17 protein-coding genes and 1 pseudogene are annotated in these 15,665 nt (G+C 45.4%); 3 read left to right on the top strand and 15 right to left on the bottom strand.

Going from position 1 to position 15,665, the window contains the following annotated elements; genetic code table 11:
* Nucleotides 1–167 precede the first annotated feature (167 nt).
* A complete protein-coding gene (locus L9Q39_RS15635; RefSeq protein ID WP_237486032.1) occupies nucleotides 168–719 on the bottom strand; it encodes a cytochrome P450 in 552 nt (183 codons plus the stop codon).
* A 215-nt stretch (nucleotides 720–934) separates the two neighbouring features.
* On the opposite strand from L9Q39_RS15635, the pseudogene L9Q39_RS15630 reads away from it, so the two are divergent.
* Nucleotides 935–2,125 (top strand): annotated as a pseudogene (locus L9Q39_RS15630) (IS4 family transposase).
* A 160-nt stretch (nucleotides 2,126–2,285) separates the two neighbouring features.
* On the opposite strand, the gene L9Q39_RS15620 reads toward L9Q39_RS15630, so the two are convergent.
* From L9Q39_RS15620 to rsxA, 14 genes are all read right to left on the bottom strand, one after another.
* Complete coding sequence (locus tag L9Q39_RS15620; protein WP_237486031.1) at nucleotides 2,286–3,293, bottom strand: DUF4062 domain-containing protein; 1,008 nt, start codon at nucleotides 3,291–3,293, stop codon at nucleotides 2,286–2,288.
* A 693-nt stretch (nucleotides 3,294–3,986) separates the two neighbouring features.
* Entirely contained in the window at nucleotides 3,987–4,163 is a 177-nt protein-coding gene (locus L9Q39_RS15615; RefSeq protein WP_237486030.1) for a hypothetical protein, read from the bottom strand.
* A gap of 304 nt (nucleotides 4,164–4,467) precedes the next feature.
* Nucleotides 4,468–4,947: a YehS family protein gene (locus tag L9Q39_RS15610; RefSeq protein WP_237486029.1), complete on the bottom strand. Its 480-nt coding sequence runs from the start codon at nucleotides 4,945–4,947 to the stop codon at nucleotides 4,468–4,470.
* 125 nt (nucleotides 4,948–5,072) lie between these two features.
* Complete coding sequence (locus L9Q39_RS15605; RefSeq protein ID WP_237486028.1) at nucleotides 5,073–5,288, bottom strand: DUF3820 family protein; 216 nt, start codon at nucleotides 5,286–5,288, stop codon at nucleotides 5,073–5,075.
* A gap of 116 nt (nucleotides 5,289–5,404) precedes the next feature.
* Nucleotides 5,405–5,758 (bottom strand): type II toxin-antitoxin system PemK/MazF family toxin, encoded by a 354-nt coding sequence (locus tag L9Q39_RS15600; RefSeq protein WP_237486027.1) that lies wholly within the window; start codon nucleotides 5,756–5,758, stop codon nucleotides 5,405–5,407.
* On the bottom strand, nucleotides 5,758–6,012 hold the full coding sequence (locus L9Q39_RS15595; protein WP_237486026.1) for an AbrB/MazE/SpoVT family DNA-binding domain-containing protein: 255 nt from the start codon (nucleotides 6,010–6,012) through the stop codon (nucleotides 5,758–5,760). The genes L9Q39_RS15600 and L9Q39_RS15595 overlap by 1 nt, the downstream gene beginning before the upstream one ends.
* Nucleotides 6,013–6,253: 241 nt before the next feature.
* Nucleotides 6,254–6,787 carry a flavodoxin gene (locus L9Q39_RS15590; RefSeq protein WP_237486025.1) on the bottom strand — a complete coding sequence of 178 codons (534 nt, stop codon included), beginning with the start codon at nucleotides 6,785–6,787 and terminating at the stop codon, nucleotides 6,254–6,256.
* A gap of 58 nt (nucleotides 6,788–6,845) precedes the next feature.
* On the bottom strand, nucleotides 6,846–7,106 hold the full coding sequence (locus tag L9Q39_RS15585) for an RnfH family protein (RefSeq protein ID WP_237486024.1): 261 nt from the start codon (nucleotides 7,104–7,106) through the stop codon (nucleotides 6,846–6,848).
* Nucleotides 7,096–7,776: an electron transport complex subunit E gene (locus L9Q39_RS15580; protein ID WP_237486023.1), complete on the bottom strand. Its 681-nt coding sequence runs from the start codon at nucleotides 7,774–7,776 to the stop codon at nucleotides 7,096–7,098. The genes L9Q39_RS15585 and L9Q39_RS15580 overlap by 11 nt, the downstream gene beginning before the upstream one ends.
* Nucleotides 7,773–8,453 carry an RnfABCDGE type electron transport complex subunit G gene (locus tag L9Q39_RS15575; RefSeq protein WP_237486022.1) on the bottom strand — a complete coding sequence of 227 codons (681 nt, stop codon included), beginning with the start codon at nucleotides 8,451–8,453 and terminating at the stop codon, nucleotides 7,773–7,775. Before L9Q39_RS15575 ends, L9Q39_RS15580 begins: the two co-directional genes overlap by 4 nt.
* Nucleotides 8,450–9,439 (bottom strand): RnfABCDGE type electron transport complex subunit D, encoded by a 990-nt coding sequence (locus tag L9Q39_RS15570; protein ID WP_237486021.1) that lies wholly within the window; start codon nucleotides 9,437–9,439, stop codon nucleotides 8,450–8,452. The genes L9Q39_RS15575 and L9Q39_RS15570 overlap by 4 nt, the downstream gene beginning before the upstream one ends.
* Nucleotides 9,436–10,932, bottom strand: a complete 1,497-nt coding sequence (gene rsxC / locus L9Q39_RS15565; RefSeq protein WP_237486020.1) for an electron transport complex subunit RsxC — start codon at nucleotides 10,930–10,932, stop codon at nucleotides 9,436–9,438. Before rsxC ends, L9Q39_RS15570 begins: the two co-directional genes overlap by 4 nt.
* Before the next feature lie 9 nt (nucleotides 10,933–10,941).
* Nucleotides 10,942–11,463 carry an RnfABCDGE type electron transport complex subunit B gene (locus L9Q39_RS15560; protein ID WP_237486019.1) on the bottom strand — a complete coding sequence of 174 codons (522 nt, stop codon included), beginning with the start codon at nucleotides 11,461–11,463 and terminating at the stop codon, nucleotides 10,942–10,944.
* 12 nt (nucleotides 11,464–11,475) lie between these two features.
* The gene (gene rsxA / locus L9Q39_RS15555) at nucleotides 11,476–12,048 is read right to left on the bottom strand and encodes an electron transport complex subunit RsxA (protein ID WP_237487038.1); all 573 of its coding nucleotides are present in this window, start codon (nucleotides 12,046–12,048) and stop codon (nucleotides 11,476–11,478) included.
* Nucleotides 12,049–12,344: 296 nt separating this feature from the next.
* Between rsxA and nifL the strand changes: the two genes are divergently transcribed.
* Both nifL and nifA read left to right on the top strand, forming a co-directional pair.
* Nucleotides 12,345–13,844, top strand: coding sequence for a nitrogen fixation negative regulator NifL (gene nifL, locus L9Q39_RS15550; RefSeq protein WP_237486018.1), 1,500 nt, complete (start codon nucleotides 12,345–12,347; stop codon nucleotides 13,842–13,844).
* Complete coding sequence (gene nifA, locus L9Q39_RS15545) at nucleotides 13,841–15,532, top strand: nif-specific transcriptional activator NifA (RefSeq protein ID WP_237486017.1); 1,692 nt, start codon at nucleotides 13,841–13,843, stop codon at nucleotides 15,530–15,532. The genes nifL and nifA overlap by 4 nt, the downstream gene beginning before the upstream one ends.
* Nucleotides 15,533–15,665: the final 133 nt, after the last annotated feature.

Below are 15,665 nucleotides of genomic sequence, written 5' to 3'. Positions count from 1 at the left end.
CAGTTTCCTTCGGGAAACGAGGCGTGGTTTATAGCGTGCGTCTCACTTTATAACTTACTTTTGGACAATTCTAACTTGCGTCTTTTCTAATTTAGCAAAGCATGAATTAATTAAAGTATGGCAACTCGCTTAGTCGAGTGTCCAGTATCACTGGAGCAGATCATTTGTTAAATTCGGAACCCAGTCATCGCACCCGACTTTATTAGGAAATCCTCACCAATTAACATTGGGTGATACTTCATTCCTCCAGTTAGCTCATCTGGGTGTTGGGCTATAACTCCACCAATACCTTCTTTGTGATTGTTAATCACTGCATAGCTAGTAGGAAGTGAAAGATCGATTATTTCCATGGTAGGTAGAGTCAACCAAGCATGGATATTTAAAGTTGAACCGTCGATTCCATTATTCAGGATATTCAACAAACTCTCTTCGGTTTGATGGAACATTAGCCTTTCGTTAGTTTCAACATAACCAATAGTAAACTGGCACGGCATACCCACTATCTTGCTCATCGGTTCTAACAGTCTGAAATGGAAAGACAAACATTGCGCAACAACATCCTCAACATCAGGTTCACCAATATGTTCCTGAAATGCTTGTGCAAAACCACTCATCAATTCAGGAGTTAACAGTCGACCTTCTTGGTAAGTCACAGTCGAACAGTTCAGTCCAAACCCTTTCGTTCTATCTACTGCACTTTCAAATTCTTTTCTATACATAATCTACCTTTAATTTTAAGCAATAAGTATCACTTATGTATATATGAACAGTTCTAGTAAGTTTCAAGTGGCAGAGAGAATTTAACGCCCTGTTCTTACGAATCCCCTCATAATTTCTATATAAAACAATGAGTAGACGCGCATCGCTCATTCTGATCTAATGAATTTCGCCAAAAACACACCTGATTTAATGAATTTAATAGGGAGTCCTAACGATGCGCGATGTTCAAATTCTACAGCAAACTCTTGAGAATCAATGCCCTGAAATTCACAAAAAACGACTTAGATCTCTAATACTTGCAACCAAGACTGTACTTGATGGCTCTGACCTCACACTCACCAAAATTGGACGAGCTCTCGACTCTGATACCACGGTGAAACATGCCATCAAACGTATCGACCGATTGCTTGGTAATCACAATCTACACCGTGAAAAAGAGTCCATATATAAATGGCATGCTTCCTTTATTACCCGCGCCAACCCTTTTCCTGTAGTGGTGTCGGATGTTCATGAGCAACTGCGCTATATGACATTGCGCGCTTCGGTATCCGTTAAAGGTCGTGCCGTCACGCTTTATGAGCAGGCATTTGAGTACAAAAACTACAACTCACCCAAGAGCCATCAGCACTTTCTCGATAAGCTGCAATCCCTGATCCCCCATGGCTGCACGCCTATCATTATCTCCGACGCTGGCTTTAGAAATACGTGGTTCAAGCAAGTCGCCAGCAAAGGTTGGTTCTGGCTTGGGCGTGTACGTGGCGAAGTCTCGATTAAGTGTGGCGAGGGTGCTTGGCAATGGAACAAAACGTTTTATCCTCAAGCAACAGATAAGCCGCTGTTTTTAGGAGAAAGCCAACTTGCTAGGCGCTCACCGCTTAAGTGCTTTGCTTACTTATACAAGAGTCATCCCAAAGGCAGAAAAGCGCATCGACATAGTCGAACCTGCTAGAAACACTCGGCAGGAAAAGTGTTCCATAAAGGAGCAAAAGAACCTTGGCTTCTGGTCACCAACATCCCAAATCATGTACTTAACGGCGTTAAAATCACCCGTTTGTACGCTAAAAGAATGCAAATTGAAGAGTCGTTCCGAGATTTGAAAAGCCCCGCTTACGGGTTAGCGCTACGCCACAATCGAACACGTTGCACTAAGCGCATTGATATCTTGTTGCTCATGGCATTGATGGCAGAAATCATCATGTGGTGGAATGGCTTAATCGCCATGCAAGCTAAATGGCATTATGACTTCCAAGCCAACACCATCAAGCATCGGCGTGTGCTCTCGATCCCTAGACTGGGTAAGGAAGTACGTTGCCACCGTAGATACCGAATAAAAGAGTCACAATATCATTGGGCAATGGTGGAATATCAGCGCCTCACGCATACCTGTGGGTTGGGGGAATTATGAGGGGATCCGCCAGCGCCCTGTTAAGGTGTGAGCAACGCAATACCTAAGCTCCCGCATACCACCTTAAACACTAAACGCAACGCATAGCAAAAATGCCAAGCGTTGCGAATCACTCTTAAACAGATTGTTAGAACTACATACTCGACTTACAATATTACTTTTAACGACTAGAGCTCCTTCTTAGAGCCCTTACCTTAATTAAATACTTTTCTCCAAAAGGGGTAAGTTTCCAATACGTGTTGGTATCCGACACCGATCTCTTCTTATCGCCGGTAGTCATAAGCCCCAGAGCCTGTAACTGTACACAAATCTGATCTTCACAGTTTTTGTATAAAACAATGCGTTCAAATTTGTTGAAATCTCGATATTCTTTAGGGATTGCATGAAAATAAACAAGCCTTATTTTTTGAGCTAAATCTTGAGACGTACATTCACCGACTAATGCTGTACCACAATAAGAAAATATCCTATCCCATGTTGCTGATAAATTGATATTTTCGCTATTTCCCTCACTATCTACGAACAAGTTCCAAGCGATTTTATATTCGTCTTCCCCCCCAATAAGTTCATCAAAATCTTTTGGGGCTGAATTTTCGTTGGCTAACGACTCGAGTTCTATCACTCTTGAGCGCAAACGCTCCATCTCTGACAGCATATTTTGATCTGCAGCGTACCTTCCTGGAACCCAGCCGTCTGATGGATGTTTCTTTTTTAATTGGATTAAGCTTCTCGAAACTTTGCCGCCAAGGTCATGGGGGCTTGTCCAAAATTTACAGTGTTTCAACTGAGCTTTAGATCTAAACTTTTCCAATCGTTCTTTACCAACTTCTGAACTCTCTACTTTGCTCGATGACAAGTCACCAATATTTTCATGGACAAAGCAAATTACTGGCTTTCCCGTAGCGACTGCATAATCAAACTCCATTTCTGTATATCCGACACCATCACTATTCGTGGAACCATACTTACCTGCGAGGATCAAAATGTAATAATCACATCCATCAATTATTTCGGTTATAAGTGACCAAGCGTCTTCATCGGTAGCTGGGAATAACTCCATACCAGCCGGAATACAATCAAGCTCTAGTAAAGCATGAATAACCTCCTTACGCTCTTCAACTAAGTCTCTATATGTGGAAGAAACGAAGACTTGGTGTTTAACTTCCATACCTCTAATACTCCTCTATGTAGTTCTAACATTCTTAATAACAGGCAGTCTCGTTTTTCTGTCTGCCTAACTTTCCATTAAGCTATCATAACTCACTAAAAATTAAAGCAAATACATCGAGCTATGTATTCTGTGATCACATAAAAACGCGCCAGCGCGTTATCACTTTTTAACAGTGCCTGTTATCTAAGGCATGATCATCACAACTATCCACATAAACAATAACTTACTAAATATTCTATCGACAAAACGAGACTCAGCACTCAACAAAACAAGCCATTTTTCATACTCAAACCAGATTCAAACCTAATAAACTGTATAAATATCCAGAACAAGGGGACAGGCATAGCTGAACGTAAGCATTAAAAAATTTAGGGTATATTTGGAGTAGTGAAATACGCAGATCAAAAGCTCTAAATTACTTTGGGGCAGTTCTGAGTCAGTTTCGCAGTCAGCAACCACTTTGACCACAACTACCGCACAGTTTCCATAGCTAAGAAGCAACGAGCTTGTCCAACACTTGAGATTAAGCCGTTAAGTCTCATGCTTGGCACATAGCTCCCTTGCTTTTGTCAGCCGCTTTACCAAGGCCTGATACCTTGGTCCTTTTCTAACATCCGCTGTACATTCTGTACCGTTTTTGAAATAAAAAGCCTCAACCTTTTCAATATACAGCTCGCAATAATAAACCTCTTACTTATCGTTTTTTTCTTTCCTAGAAAGGATGGCGACACGCTCAAAATAGTAAGAAGCAGGAACCAAATCAGCCTTATTCATGGTCTTTAGCTCAGCATCACAACAGCGTTTCATAGCATCGATGTCATGCTTCTTCTCTTCAGCTAATTCCCATGCTTGCTTACCATCGACCAAATTGACTCCATCTGTTACCTCGGTAATTAATTTTCCACTGCTTTGTGGAGAGGCATCTTTATTCTGTAAGGTAGGCTGCTTTTTCTTAAAAAAAACTTAGAAGGCTCATTTGCACACTCCTCGGCATTTAATATTTAATTAGTAAGTGAGCTCGTTTTGGATAATAGAAATCTACTGAAGAAGGACAAAGAATAGACGTGATTGTGAAGCTCTAATATCGGTCTTTAACATGATAAAAGCGAGTAACCAAATGAAATGGTTCTCGCTTTTTTAATCAATTACCACGTTTGATTCGAGATAAAAATTACCCAGTAAACTCTTCAGAATCGGGACGATTGGTAAACTGCACACCATTTAAGAAGTCGCACAGCAGTTGGTCTTCACACTGTTTGTAGTTTTTGTTGTTTGGCTTGCGGAAATACGCACCAATTTCGTATTTACTTAAACTAATACCAACCACTTCTAATACATCCAACACTTCTTCTGCTTTCATGTCTAGCGCAATGCGCAGCTTCATGAGAATCATGTTGTTGGTCAACGCGACTTCTGCCTTAGGTTGCTCGCCGTCTTTTTTGCCTCGCTTGAGGTTAATAAAGCCATTTAAGAATACCGCTAACTCTTGATCCTTCATCTTAACGCAAGATTTGTCGCTTTCATCTTTTAACCAGTTTGCCACTTTATCGTGAGCCACAGTGACTTCGACCTGCTCGAAAGCTTTCATTATCTGTGCGTTTTTAAGGTTTAACGCGTGTTGGATACGACGTAAAATTTCGTTGTTAGTCACTAGGGATTCCTAAAATGAGTTCTATGGGTGAATAAAAATCCATCAATTACATGCGATCTGTGGGTGTTTTTATTCAATAGCGTAGTTGACGGTGACTCTAACAGAGAACACGTTTCTTCGGTAGGTTATATTCGCTTTAAAGGCTTAACCACGCTATCTAACCCTTCGATTTTCAGTGCTAGGCAAAGTTTTAATAACTCACCCAATTCACCGTTGGGCCAGCCTTTTTTATCAAACCACAGTAGATACTCTTCCGGCAAGTCAATCAAGACTCTGCCCGCGTATTTGCCAAACGGCATGGTCATGGTGGCTAATTTAACTAGGTGTTGTTTTTGAAACATATGCGGAGACTCTGAACTGTTTGTAGAAAATGACTACGCCACTGTCTTATGCGCTAAGGATGTCTGTAAGCAACAATCAAAGCCGTGGCTTAAAAAAGAAATGCGATGGATATTCGCTATTGGTCGAATAATGAGTCAGCCCCGATTAACGGGATCAATCGCTGTAAAACATCTTCCATCACGCTAGGCTCGGCGGTGGTGATCTTCTTCACGTTACGCTCTTTCCATGAAAGTGTTTGAATCAAACTGGATGCCACGACACTTGGTTTGTTCAGATTATTTACTGGAACTTCCGTTGCTTGACCGCGAATACTGGTACTAATTGGACAACAGATCAGTAAACCCGTTTGCTGATTGTATTCTTTACTTGAAATCACCAAGGCAGGACGATATTTACCGACTTCTTTGCCTTTGGTTGGCTCAAAGTCCAACCAAATAATCTCATTGCGTTTAGGAACGTACTGAGCCATTACTCACCTAACTCCTTAGCGGACACTGTCGCCAGTTCATCAGCATGAGCCGTGTGTGAGTCTAGACCTTTCAGTAACTCTTTTTCGCTAAATGGAAAACGTTTCGTTTGACGCTTAATGGGTTCAATAATGATTTTTCCACCATCGGTTTTAACGTCAATGTCAGCACCTTCGACCAAGCCAAGCTGCTTGATAAAAGCGGCGGGAATGATATTGCCAAGGCTATTACCAATCTTTCGTACTTGAGTGCGCATATTTCACCTTCCAGTAGCTACAATGTTATAACAAAAGCATTGTATGCTTTTCACTCAGAGTGTCAACATTGTTATAACTAGAATGAAATTATAGTTGCCGTGGATTGTTGAACGTTTCTCGAAAAAAACAATAACGGTAGGGATAGAGTTTAAAATGGCAAACTCAAGCAACAGCCTCACTATTCAGCTATAGCAAGCACCCTGTTCTAGAGAAGCTGTTGCTTGAATTTACAGATTGCCTCTAAAGACCAAACTCGGCGATAACCTGCTCGACCCAATGGCTGACACGCTCGTCCGTTAAACTCGCTTGATTATCTTTATCCACGACCAAGCCCACAAACTCGTCCCCATCTAACGCGGCGGATTCATTGAACTCGTAGCCGACATTTGGCCAACGACCAAATAGCTCCGCACCACAATCTTCGACATAATCAAACAGTTCACCTAATCCATCGACAAACTCATCCGGATAGCCGACTTGATCGCCCATTCCGAACAGCGCTACCTTTTTACCCGATAGATCCAGATCATCGTATTGCTCTAAAAACTCTGCCCAACTTTTCAGCTCGCAATCCGCCTCTAAGCCCGGTAATAGTCCTGAGCCTAATGTTGGCGTGCCCAAAATAAGATAGTCGTATGCGAGCAACGCACTGTCATCAATACGATTGACATTCAATGGCTTATCCGCGCTATCACCCAGTTTTTGCGCGATAAGTTTCGCCACTTTGCGTGTACTGCCTGTATCGGTACCAAAAAAGATTCCTACTTTTGCCATAACGGCCTCCCTGTGATTTTACTGTTGTTCCATTTCTGTTGATTTCTGTTCACAACTATCAATCGTCATCTTCGTCGTCACTGGGACTGACAAAGGTAATTGGTCGATAGATCTCTACTCGGTCCCCTTCACACAACTCACTATCCAGTGGCTTGACCTTACCGAACACGCCCACTTTACTGAGGTTTAAATCGATCTCTGGATAGAGGTTCAATACGCCGGACTCGGTAATGGCACTTAATAGTGTCGCTGGGGCATCAAGTGTGAGTTGTTTCCAAAATTGCTCCTCTGGTAGGGCGTAAATCACGCTAGCTTTCATAAATCACCCCCTTTTGAACCTTATCTCTGGACTGCAAATAGAGTTCGAGTTTCTGTTTTGCCGCAAGCATCCCTCCCAGCACCAAAAATCCCCCCGGAGGCAGAATGGCAACCAGAACGCCTTGATACTGCTCAATCACCGTTACCTCAAGGAACGCAAAATGGGAACCTAAAAGAAGTGGCGCATTTTCAAATAACGTACCCGAACCCAGTATTTCCCTTATCCCGCCCAACACGACTAACACCCAAGTAAATCCGACGCCCATGGCCAAGCCATCCACCGCCGACTTGAACACCGAGTGACGACTAGCAAAAGATTCTACTCGACCAAGAATGGCGCAGTTGGTCACGATCAATGGAATAAACAGCCCGAGCACCTGATGCAGTTGCGCTAAATAAGCGTGCATAAATACATCGGTTAAGGTCACCAAAGTGGCGATAATAAGGATATTAATAGGAATACGAATCGCACGACTCACCCAACGCTTTGCACACGACGCTAAAATGTTCGACATCAACATGACCGCTGTGGACGCAAGACCAAGCCCGACACCATTCGTGGCACTGTTGGTAACGGCGAGTAGAGGACAGAGCGCAAGCAATTGCGTTAAAACGATATTGTTCTTCCATAAACCGCTGTAGACAAGTTCAAGTGATGACTCTTGTTTCATTTGTTCTCCTCCTCTGCCTGAGAATCCAAACTCGGCTCTAATACCAAGGCTTGCTGCGCTTGCAGAGCATGATGAACCCCTTTCACCACCGCTCTTGGAGTGATCGTTGCGCCAGTGAACTGCTCAAATTCGCCGCCATCTTTCTCGACTTTCCAGATCGAGGTATTGGCGAGTGATTTGGCGCTAAAGCTTAATACCCAATCACTTTTAGCCAGTTCGATTTTGTCGCCTAAACCGGGGGTTTCGGTATGGCTGACCACTCTGACATTACTGATCACACCCTGCATATCGACACCGACCATAAATCGGATGTCACCGCTGTAGCCGGGGATCGCCGAGGTGATCACTTGATAACTTGGTACACCGAGTGAATCTTTTAAGGTAATAAACTGATAGGAATATCCCGCAAATTCCAACTGTTGGGCTGCATCAAGCTGTTCGTCGCTGATCGGCGTGATCGGCACCAGTTCCGAGATGAGTTGTCGTCTCTGAGCTTTTTCATTGGCTTGAATAATGGGACTGGTGATCTCGTCCACCGCCGTCAAACCACCCGCAGCGATAGAGCAAGTTAACGCCAACGCACCCGCTTGGAGGATTAACGCATCCTTGCTAAAGGGCTCATCACTCAACTTTTCCCACACTGTTTTTGCGGTTTTCTGCCAGTTCAATGTATTCATTCTGCTTTCCCTCCTTGTTTTAACTTACGACTACCAAACCAAGCCGGCTGCACGTAGTAGTCAATAAGCGGACTGAGGGAATTCATAATTAACACCGCGAACGCGACACCTTCCGGATAACTTCCGAGGCTGCGGATCAGCCACACTAATAAGCCACAACCTAAGGCGTACACCACCTGCCCTTTGGCGCTTGAAGGCGACGTCACCAGATCGGTCGCGATAAAGAAAGCACATAAGATCGCGCCTCCAGAAAAGAGATGAACGCTAGGGGCCAGGTACATTTCAGGATCGATCCAATAACCGAGAACGGCCGGAACTAACAAACCAACACAAAAGAAAGTCGGAATGACCCAAGTGATGATGCGTTGATAAATCAAAAACAGACCGCCCATCAACAACCAAATCGCATGGGTTTCACCTAAACTTCCTGATTGTCCTCCAGTCAGTAATGCTCTCGTCGTCACTTCAGGGCGACTCTCCGACAACACCGTTGCGGAACTCACCGCATCAAACTGCATCCAATCCGCAACCGAGACTTGCGCTAATCCCTCAGGGGCTAACCAAGCGGTCATTTCAACCGGAAAGCAGACGAGCAGAAATACCCGAGCGAGCATGGCAGGATTAAACAGATTCTGCCCTAGCCCACCGTACGCTTGCTTGCCGACAACAATCGCAAACAGCGCCCCAACGACACATAAATGAGTCGGAAATGCCGGGGGTAAACTCATCGCGAGTAGCAATCCGGTCAACACCGCTGAGCCATCGAAACAATGACTGATCCGCTTACCCATCGCCAACAGACAAAGCGCTTCTGAGACCACACAAGCGACCACACAAGCCGCCACGACGCGCGCGACTTGAGGACCAAAACTGATCAAACCAAACAAGGTTGCGGGCAACAGAGCGAGCACCACCAAGTACATGATTTTCGTTGATGAGTGATGTGAGTGGGCATGAGGCCCGACACCGGGTTTAAAATTAATCATGCGTCTACCTCCTTTTGTTCACGTCTGGAAGAGGTTCGGCGACGTCGCTTGTTGGCTTTTGCCGCTTTTTTCTGCTCTGCCTCAAGGCGTAAACGTTGTTCTCTGGCTTGTGAGAGTTCCTTGGCTCGTGCCTGACGATGTTGACTGCGCTGACGCTGAGTTAACACCCCTTTGGCGTGTTGGAAATAGTGAACCAACGGGATATTTGATGGACAGACATAGCTACAAGCACCGCAAGACATACAGGTTTTCACCCCAAGATCTTGCGCGCGTTCATATTCCGACGCGTAACAAGCGGAACGCATCATAAATGGCATTAATCCCATAGGGCACGCACGAACACATTGACCACAGCGAATACACGCTTGTACCTCACTGCGTGGCATTTCTTCGCTGGTTAATGCCAGCAAACCATTGACGGTTTTGTCTATTGGCGTATCAATATCAGTGACAACGTCACCCATCATTGGACCACCTAGCACCAAACGCTCGCAGGTTAGACTCACACCACCGCAATATTGCAGAATATCGCGGACACGAGTGCCTATTGGCACCTCGACATTCATCGGACGCTCGATGCCCGCGCCGGATATGGTCACGACTTTCGACACTAAAGGTCGTCCCCAGCGAACCGCGTGGTAAACCGCGCGTGCTGTACCGATATTATTCACAACCAAACCCAAATCCGTGGTTCTGGTTCCGGCAGGCACAGTGATGCCCGTTAGCGCTTTAACTAAGTGCTTAGCCGATCCCATTGGGTATAACGTCGGAACGCTGTGAACCTCAATATTGCTATCATCCGCCACCGCAGCTCGCATGCGCTCCAAGCTCACGGGTTTGTTATCTTCGATACCTACTAAGGCGCGTTTAGCGCCCACGGCCGTCAGTAACAACCGAATCCCTGTCACCACTTCCGCCGTGAAATCCTTCATCAAGCGGTCGTCACAGGTGATATAAGGTTCACATTCACCACCATTAATGATCAGTGTCTCCACCCCAGCCCTACGCGCAAATTTGATTTTCAATCCCGTGGGAAACGCCGCACCGCCAAGCCCGACGATACCCGCTTTTTCCACTAAATTTTCTATGGCTTCTGGCTCTAAGTTCGCCACTGAGCGCGAGCGATAATCCTTAGACCAACTTTGATTATTGAAGCTGTCGATAACGATAGTGTTGGCTTTAATGTGTGATGGATGATTCGCGCTATAAGATTTAATCGCACTCACTCTGCCGTTGACCGAAGCATGCATGGGCGGCTGCATTCCATTGCTGCCAACCGCAATCAATTGACCTCGCATCACCTCATCCCCCTCGTTCACGACCGGTCTTAGGTGAGTCCCATTCGGCAGTAATAGAGATTGATAGACTCGCTTAGGCGTAAAGGTTTGCAAGCGACCTGATTCATGATTGGTCAGGTGCTTGTTGGCAATCGGGTGTACCCCGCCGGAAAAAGGTTTGCTGAAAAAACTCATCCCTTTATCAATAGTCGACATCGTCTTTCCTTAACTTAACGTCATATTGGGTTTCGGCCAGTGCCAGCTCAATGTGTCAATCGGGGCAATATCAACCGAGACGCAGGATTGAGGACACACCGAGACACACAGTTGGCATCCGGTACAGACATCGCTGACCACGGTATGCATCTGCTTCGTCGCGCCGACGATGGCATCAAACGGGCATGCCTTATAACAGCGTGTACAACCGCTGCACTGCGACTCATCAATGCTGGCGAGCATCGGCTGACTTTCCCCTTGCTCACTCAACGATACCCCGAGTAACTTGCCAATTTCCGCCGCCAGCGCACTGCCACCGGGTGGACAATCGGTAATATTTAGCTCACCACTAACCATAGCCTCAGCGGCTTGTCGGCATCCTGCCTTACCGCATTGACCACATTGACCGCCGGGCATAATCGACTCAATATCATCCACAATGGGATTTGAGGCGACATAGAATCGTCGAGCCGCCAATCCCAATCCAAGTCCTAATAACGCGCCCATTAGCGCAAACATCATCATCGCCATTGTTATCCCTTCCTATGCCATTCCTGCAAAACCCATAAACGCCATCGACAGTAATCCGGCGGTGATAAAGGCGATGGGATTGCCCGCTAAACTCTGAGGGACACGACTTAACGACAGTTGAATACGCATTCCAGAAAAAATGACAATAACCGCGGTGAACCCCAATGCACTTCCTAAACTGAACATCACGGTAGTAAGAAAAGAGAGCTGTTGCTGAACCACTAATAGCGCAACGCCAAACACGGCACAGTTGGTGGTAATTAACGGTAGGAACACACCCAGAGATTGATACAAGGTCGGGCTATTTTTTTGAATATATAGCTCGGTCACTTGCACTACCGACGCAATGACAACAATAAATGACAGGGTTCTGAGTACCTGTAAATCGAGCGGAAGTAGGACAAATCGCTCTAATAACCATGCCGCCAGTGCCGCCACCGTAATAACAAACGTCGTGGCTAATCCCATACCTAAAGCGCTGTCGATGTTTTTCGACACCCCCATAAAAGGACACAGACCCAAAAACTTCGCCAACACGACGTTATTCACAAAGGCTGCACTAAGAAACACTGTCCACTCATCCATAATCGTCTCTCCCGTGATGATACGAAGTGACAAGTTGCAGAAATAATGCCAAGGGTCGAAACTGGCTGTAAGCGCCCTATTACAAGGCAAATCGACCTTTTCTCGGGCATCTAAAGCGAGATTTCGGATAACAAATTGTCTGCTTCCCGACAAACGTGGACGATTTTGTTGGTCAAATTTAATCTCGATCAACAGCAAAGCACTTAACAGGCCAAGGTTGTGCTACTTATGCCAACTCGGAACATTTTATGCTTAGTTGTTCATAAACCAGGAAGGTGTATGAGATAGGAGTTCTTATGGAACCGAGAACAACTGAAGCCAATAAGTACCAAGAATTAGGCTTACCGTCACAAAAATTAATGCATACCGAGGCCTATCTATTGACCGATAGCCGGGGAGAAATTCTGTATGCGAACCATCAACTACAGACATTAACCGGATACAACGAAAAAGAGCTCGTGGGGAAAAATTGCTCTTTGTTTTCCAACCAGTTTACTCCGAGAGCTATATATCAAGAGTTGTGGGACACCATTTCTCAGGGGTACAGTTGGCGAGGACATCTGGTCAATCGAAAGAAAAGTGGCGAGTTATATATCACTGAACTGTCCATCACACCGGAATTTGATGGACAAAATCAAAGGTATCACGCCATACATAGAGATGTTTCTGAACAGTTTTCACTGCAACAATCGAGTCGAAACCATCAATCTTTATTTGAGTCAGTATTAAATCTTGCCTCAATATCCAGCGTCATTTTAGATGCCAACCAAAAGATTGCTTTTACCAACAAAGGCATGAAACAGACCATCGGCGAGGACTATTTTCAGGACTATCTCTATCCGCAGTTATTGATTGATATCCGTCAACAAGGCGGCAGGTTGGACCGCTTATTTAAACGGGAGATTGAGGTTTTCTTTAGAGGTGAACTGCGCCATTTTGAATACAGTTTAGAACCCGTGCAGTGGCAAGCAGGCAGCAACGATACCTTTTTCCATCCCCAGATACAGCAATATCTCGTGGTCGTTATCAATGAACGCACGCGCGAAAAGCGCCTGATGGAACAAAAGCGTATCGACGCGCTAAAACTGGTGGCGTACGAAAGTAAACATGTCCACAGTATGCAAGAAGTCTTGATGGCGACCATACATCAACTGCAAGCGCCATTGAACATGATTGATTCTGCCGTCAATATATTACGCAGCCGTAATCACGCCTGTGCGGGTTTATCGATGATGAAAGATGCCGTTACCGAAGGTTTTGATGCACTTAAATTCATTCAAAACGCGATCCCCGAACGCGCCCCTGAAAGTATGCAGGCAACCAACGTCAACCAAGTGATCAGCGACGCCTGTTCCATCAGTTCATCAAGATTGTTGCACGAGTATATCGAGTGTGAGTTACAACTTTCACCTTGCTTGCCAACCATCAATGCCATGCCTGAGCGACTACGTTTGGCGCTGGTGCAATTGATCGACAATGCCATTGAATCCATCGTATTGTCTAAGCCCAGAGACCGAGGACTGATCTTGCGCTCCGATTACTATGAGCAAGAGTTGTTTATCACTATCGAAGACAGTGGCAACGGCATTTCGACTGATCTGCATAACAAGGTGTTTGAGCCGTTTTATTCCAGCAAATCACCCTGTCACAGCGATTGCCGAGGCATGGGACTTGCCATCGTGCAACAAGTCGTCAATGACCATCAAGGCATCATCAATATCGACACCAGCGACAACCTAGGTGGCGCTAAACTAAGTCTGATCCTGCCCGTTAATCTTTGGGGGGTTGAACAATGAGCCAGACCATGTCATTGAGCAGTGAGGGATTGTTACAAACTCTCTATAAAATCTGCACCCACCTAAACCAAAGCCTTGACTATAAAAAGACGCTGCCTGAAGTGCTGAAGATATTACACGATGAATGCGCCCTTTTTGGTGGCATGCTATCGGTGTTGGATCGAGAAAAAAACATCATGCTGGTTGAAACCGTTCATGCGCCGTCACTTGACGCAACCGCAAACAACAAAAACATCAGCTATAAACAGGGCGAAGGTTTAATTGGCACCGTGATGAAGCATGGCGGCTCCATTGTGTTGATGAACCTTGGCAGTGATAACCGCTTTGTCGATAAGCTTGCTATTTACGATTACGGTAAACCCTTTATTTGCGTGCCTCTTAAGAGCGTCAATAAGCAAGTTATTGGCGTCATTTGCGCCCAGCCCAACACCAAATTGGAACAAGACATTCGTCAGTTGCACAGCTTTCTTGAAATGATCGCCAACCTACTCACCGTCAATATTCAACTGGGTCATAACGTCGCGATCAAACAGAAACATATCGTCAATGAACGCGATGGATTACGACGTAAACTACGCAAAGACTATGGCGTCCAATCTATGGTGGGTCATACTGAAGTGATGCGAGAAATTTTCGACCAAGTGCGTCTGGTTTCTCGCTGGGATTCGACCATTTTAGTTCGTGGGGAATCAGGGACAGGTAAAGAGTTGATCGCCAATGCCATCCATTACAACTCGCCCCGCGCTAATTTTCCATTTGTGAAGCTTAACTGTGCCGCACTGCCAGATAACTTATTGGAATCGGAGCTTTTTGGACATGAAAAAGGCGCATTTACTGGCGCAGTAAAGCAGAAGAAAGGACGCTTTGAGCTCGCCCATGGCGGCACCATCTTTTTGGATGAAATCGGCGAAACCAGTCCTGCTTTCCAAACCAAACTGTTACGAGTGCTACAAGAAAAAACCTTCGACCGTGTCGGAGGGACAGAACCCATCACCGTTGATGTGCGCATTATCGCCGCCACCAACCGATGTCTGGAAGAAGAAGTACTGGCTGGCAACTTTCGAGAGGATATTTACTATCGCTTAAACGTGATGCCAATTAACCTTCCACCACTCAGAGATCGATTGGAAGATATACCACAACTGGCCAGTTCAATTTTAGATAAACTCTCAGGAATACAGAGCCGTAAGCTTTCCATCAGCGATGAAGCCATGAGCCATTTGATGAGCTATCACTGGCCCGGTAACGTCAGGGAGCTTGAAAACACCATCGAGCGTGCAGCGGTGCTAAGTGGTGAAGGTATGATTACCGAAAAGCTAATCCGATTTAACCCGACACGAGACTTTGCCGCCTTGCAGCGCAGTGTGCAAACCCCGCCTCCTGCCAGTTATTCGCCGCCTTCCATGCCCGCTTCTATGCCGACTTCGATGCCTGCTGGTTCTATGCCGACTGGTTCTATGCCGACAGGTTCTATGCCAACTTCACCCCTACACGGCGGCGAACGTGCGGCGAATTCTGGTTATGGAGGGATTAACCTTGAATATGACAGCAATGAAAGAAGCCGCGTCATTAACGCCCTAGAACAATCTGGTTGGGTAAAAGCGAAAGCCGCGCGGATCTTAAATATGACGCCAAGACAGATCGCTTATCGAATTAAGACCATGAATATTGAGATGAAACAGATCTAGTCTTTACTCCCACGCACTTAAAAAGGATGTCGTCAGTTTTACGACATCCTTTTTTGTTCGCTTATGAACATTCTTTACTCACACCGAACAAACCTAACTATAACTTATTGAAAATAATATAAATAAAATCAAC

This window comes from Vibrio hippocampi (assembly GCF_921292975.1).
GTDB classification, from domain to species: Bacteria; Pseudomonadota; Gammaproteobacteria; order Enterobacterales; family Vibrionaceae; genus Vibrio; species Vibrio hippocampi.
The sequence above is the reverse complement of the archived record's forward strand: the minus strand, read 5'-3'. Positions and strand labels throughout refer to the sequence as shown.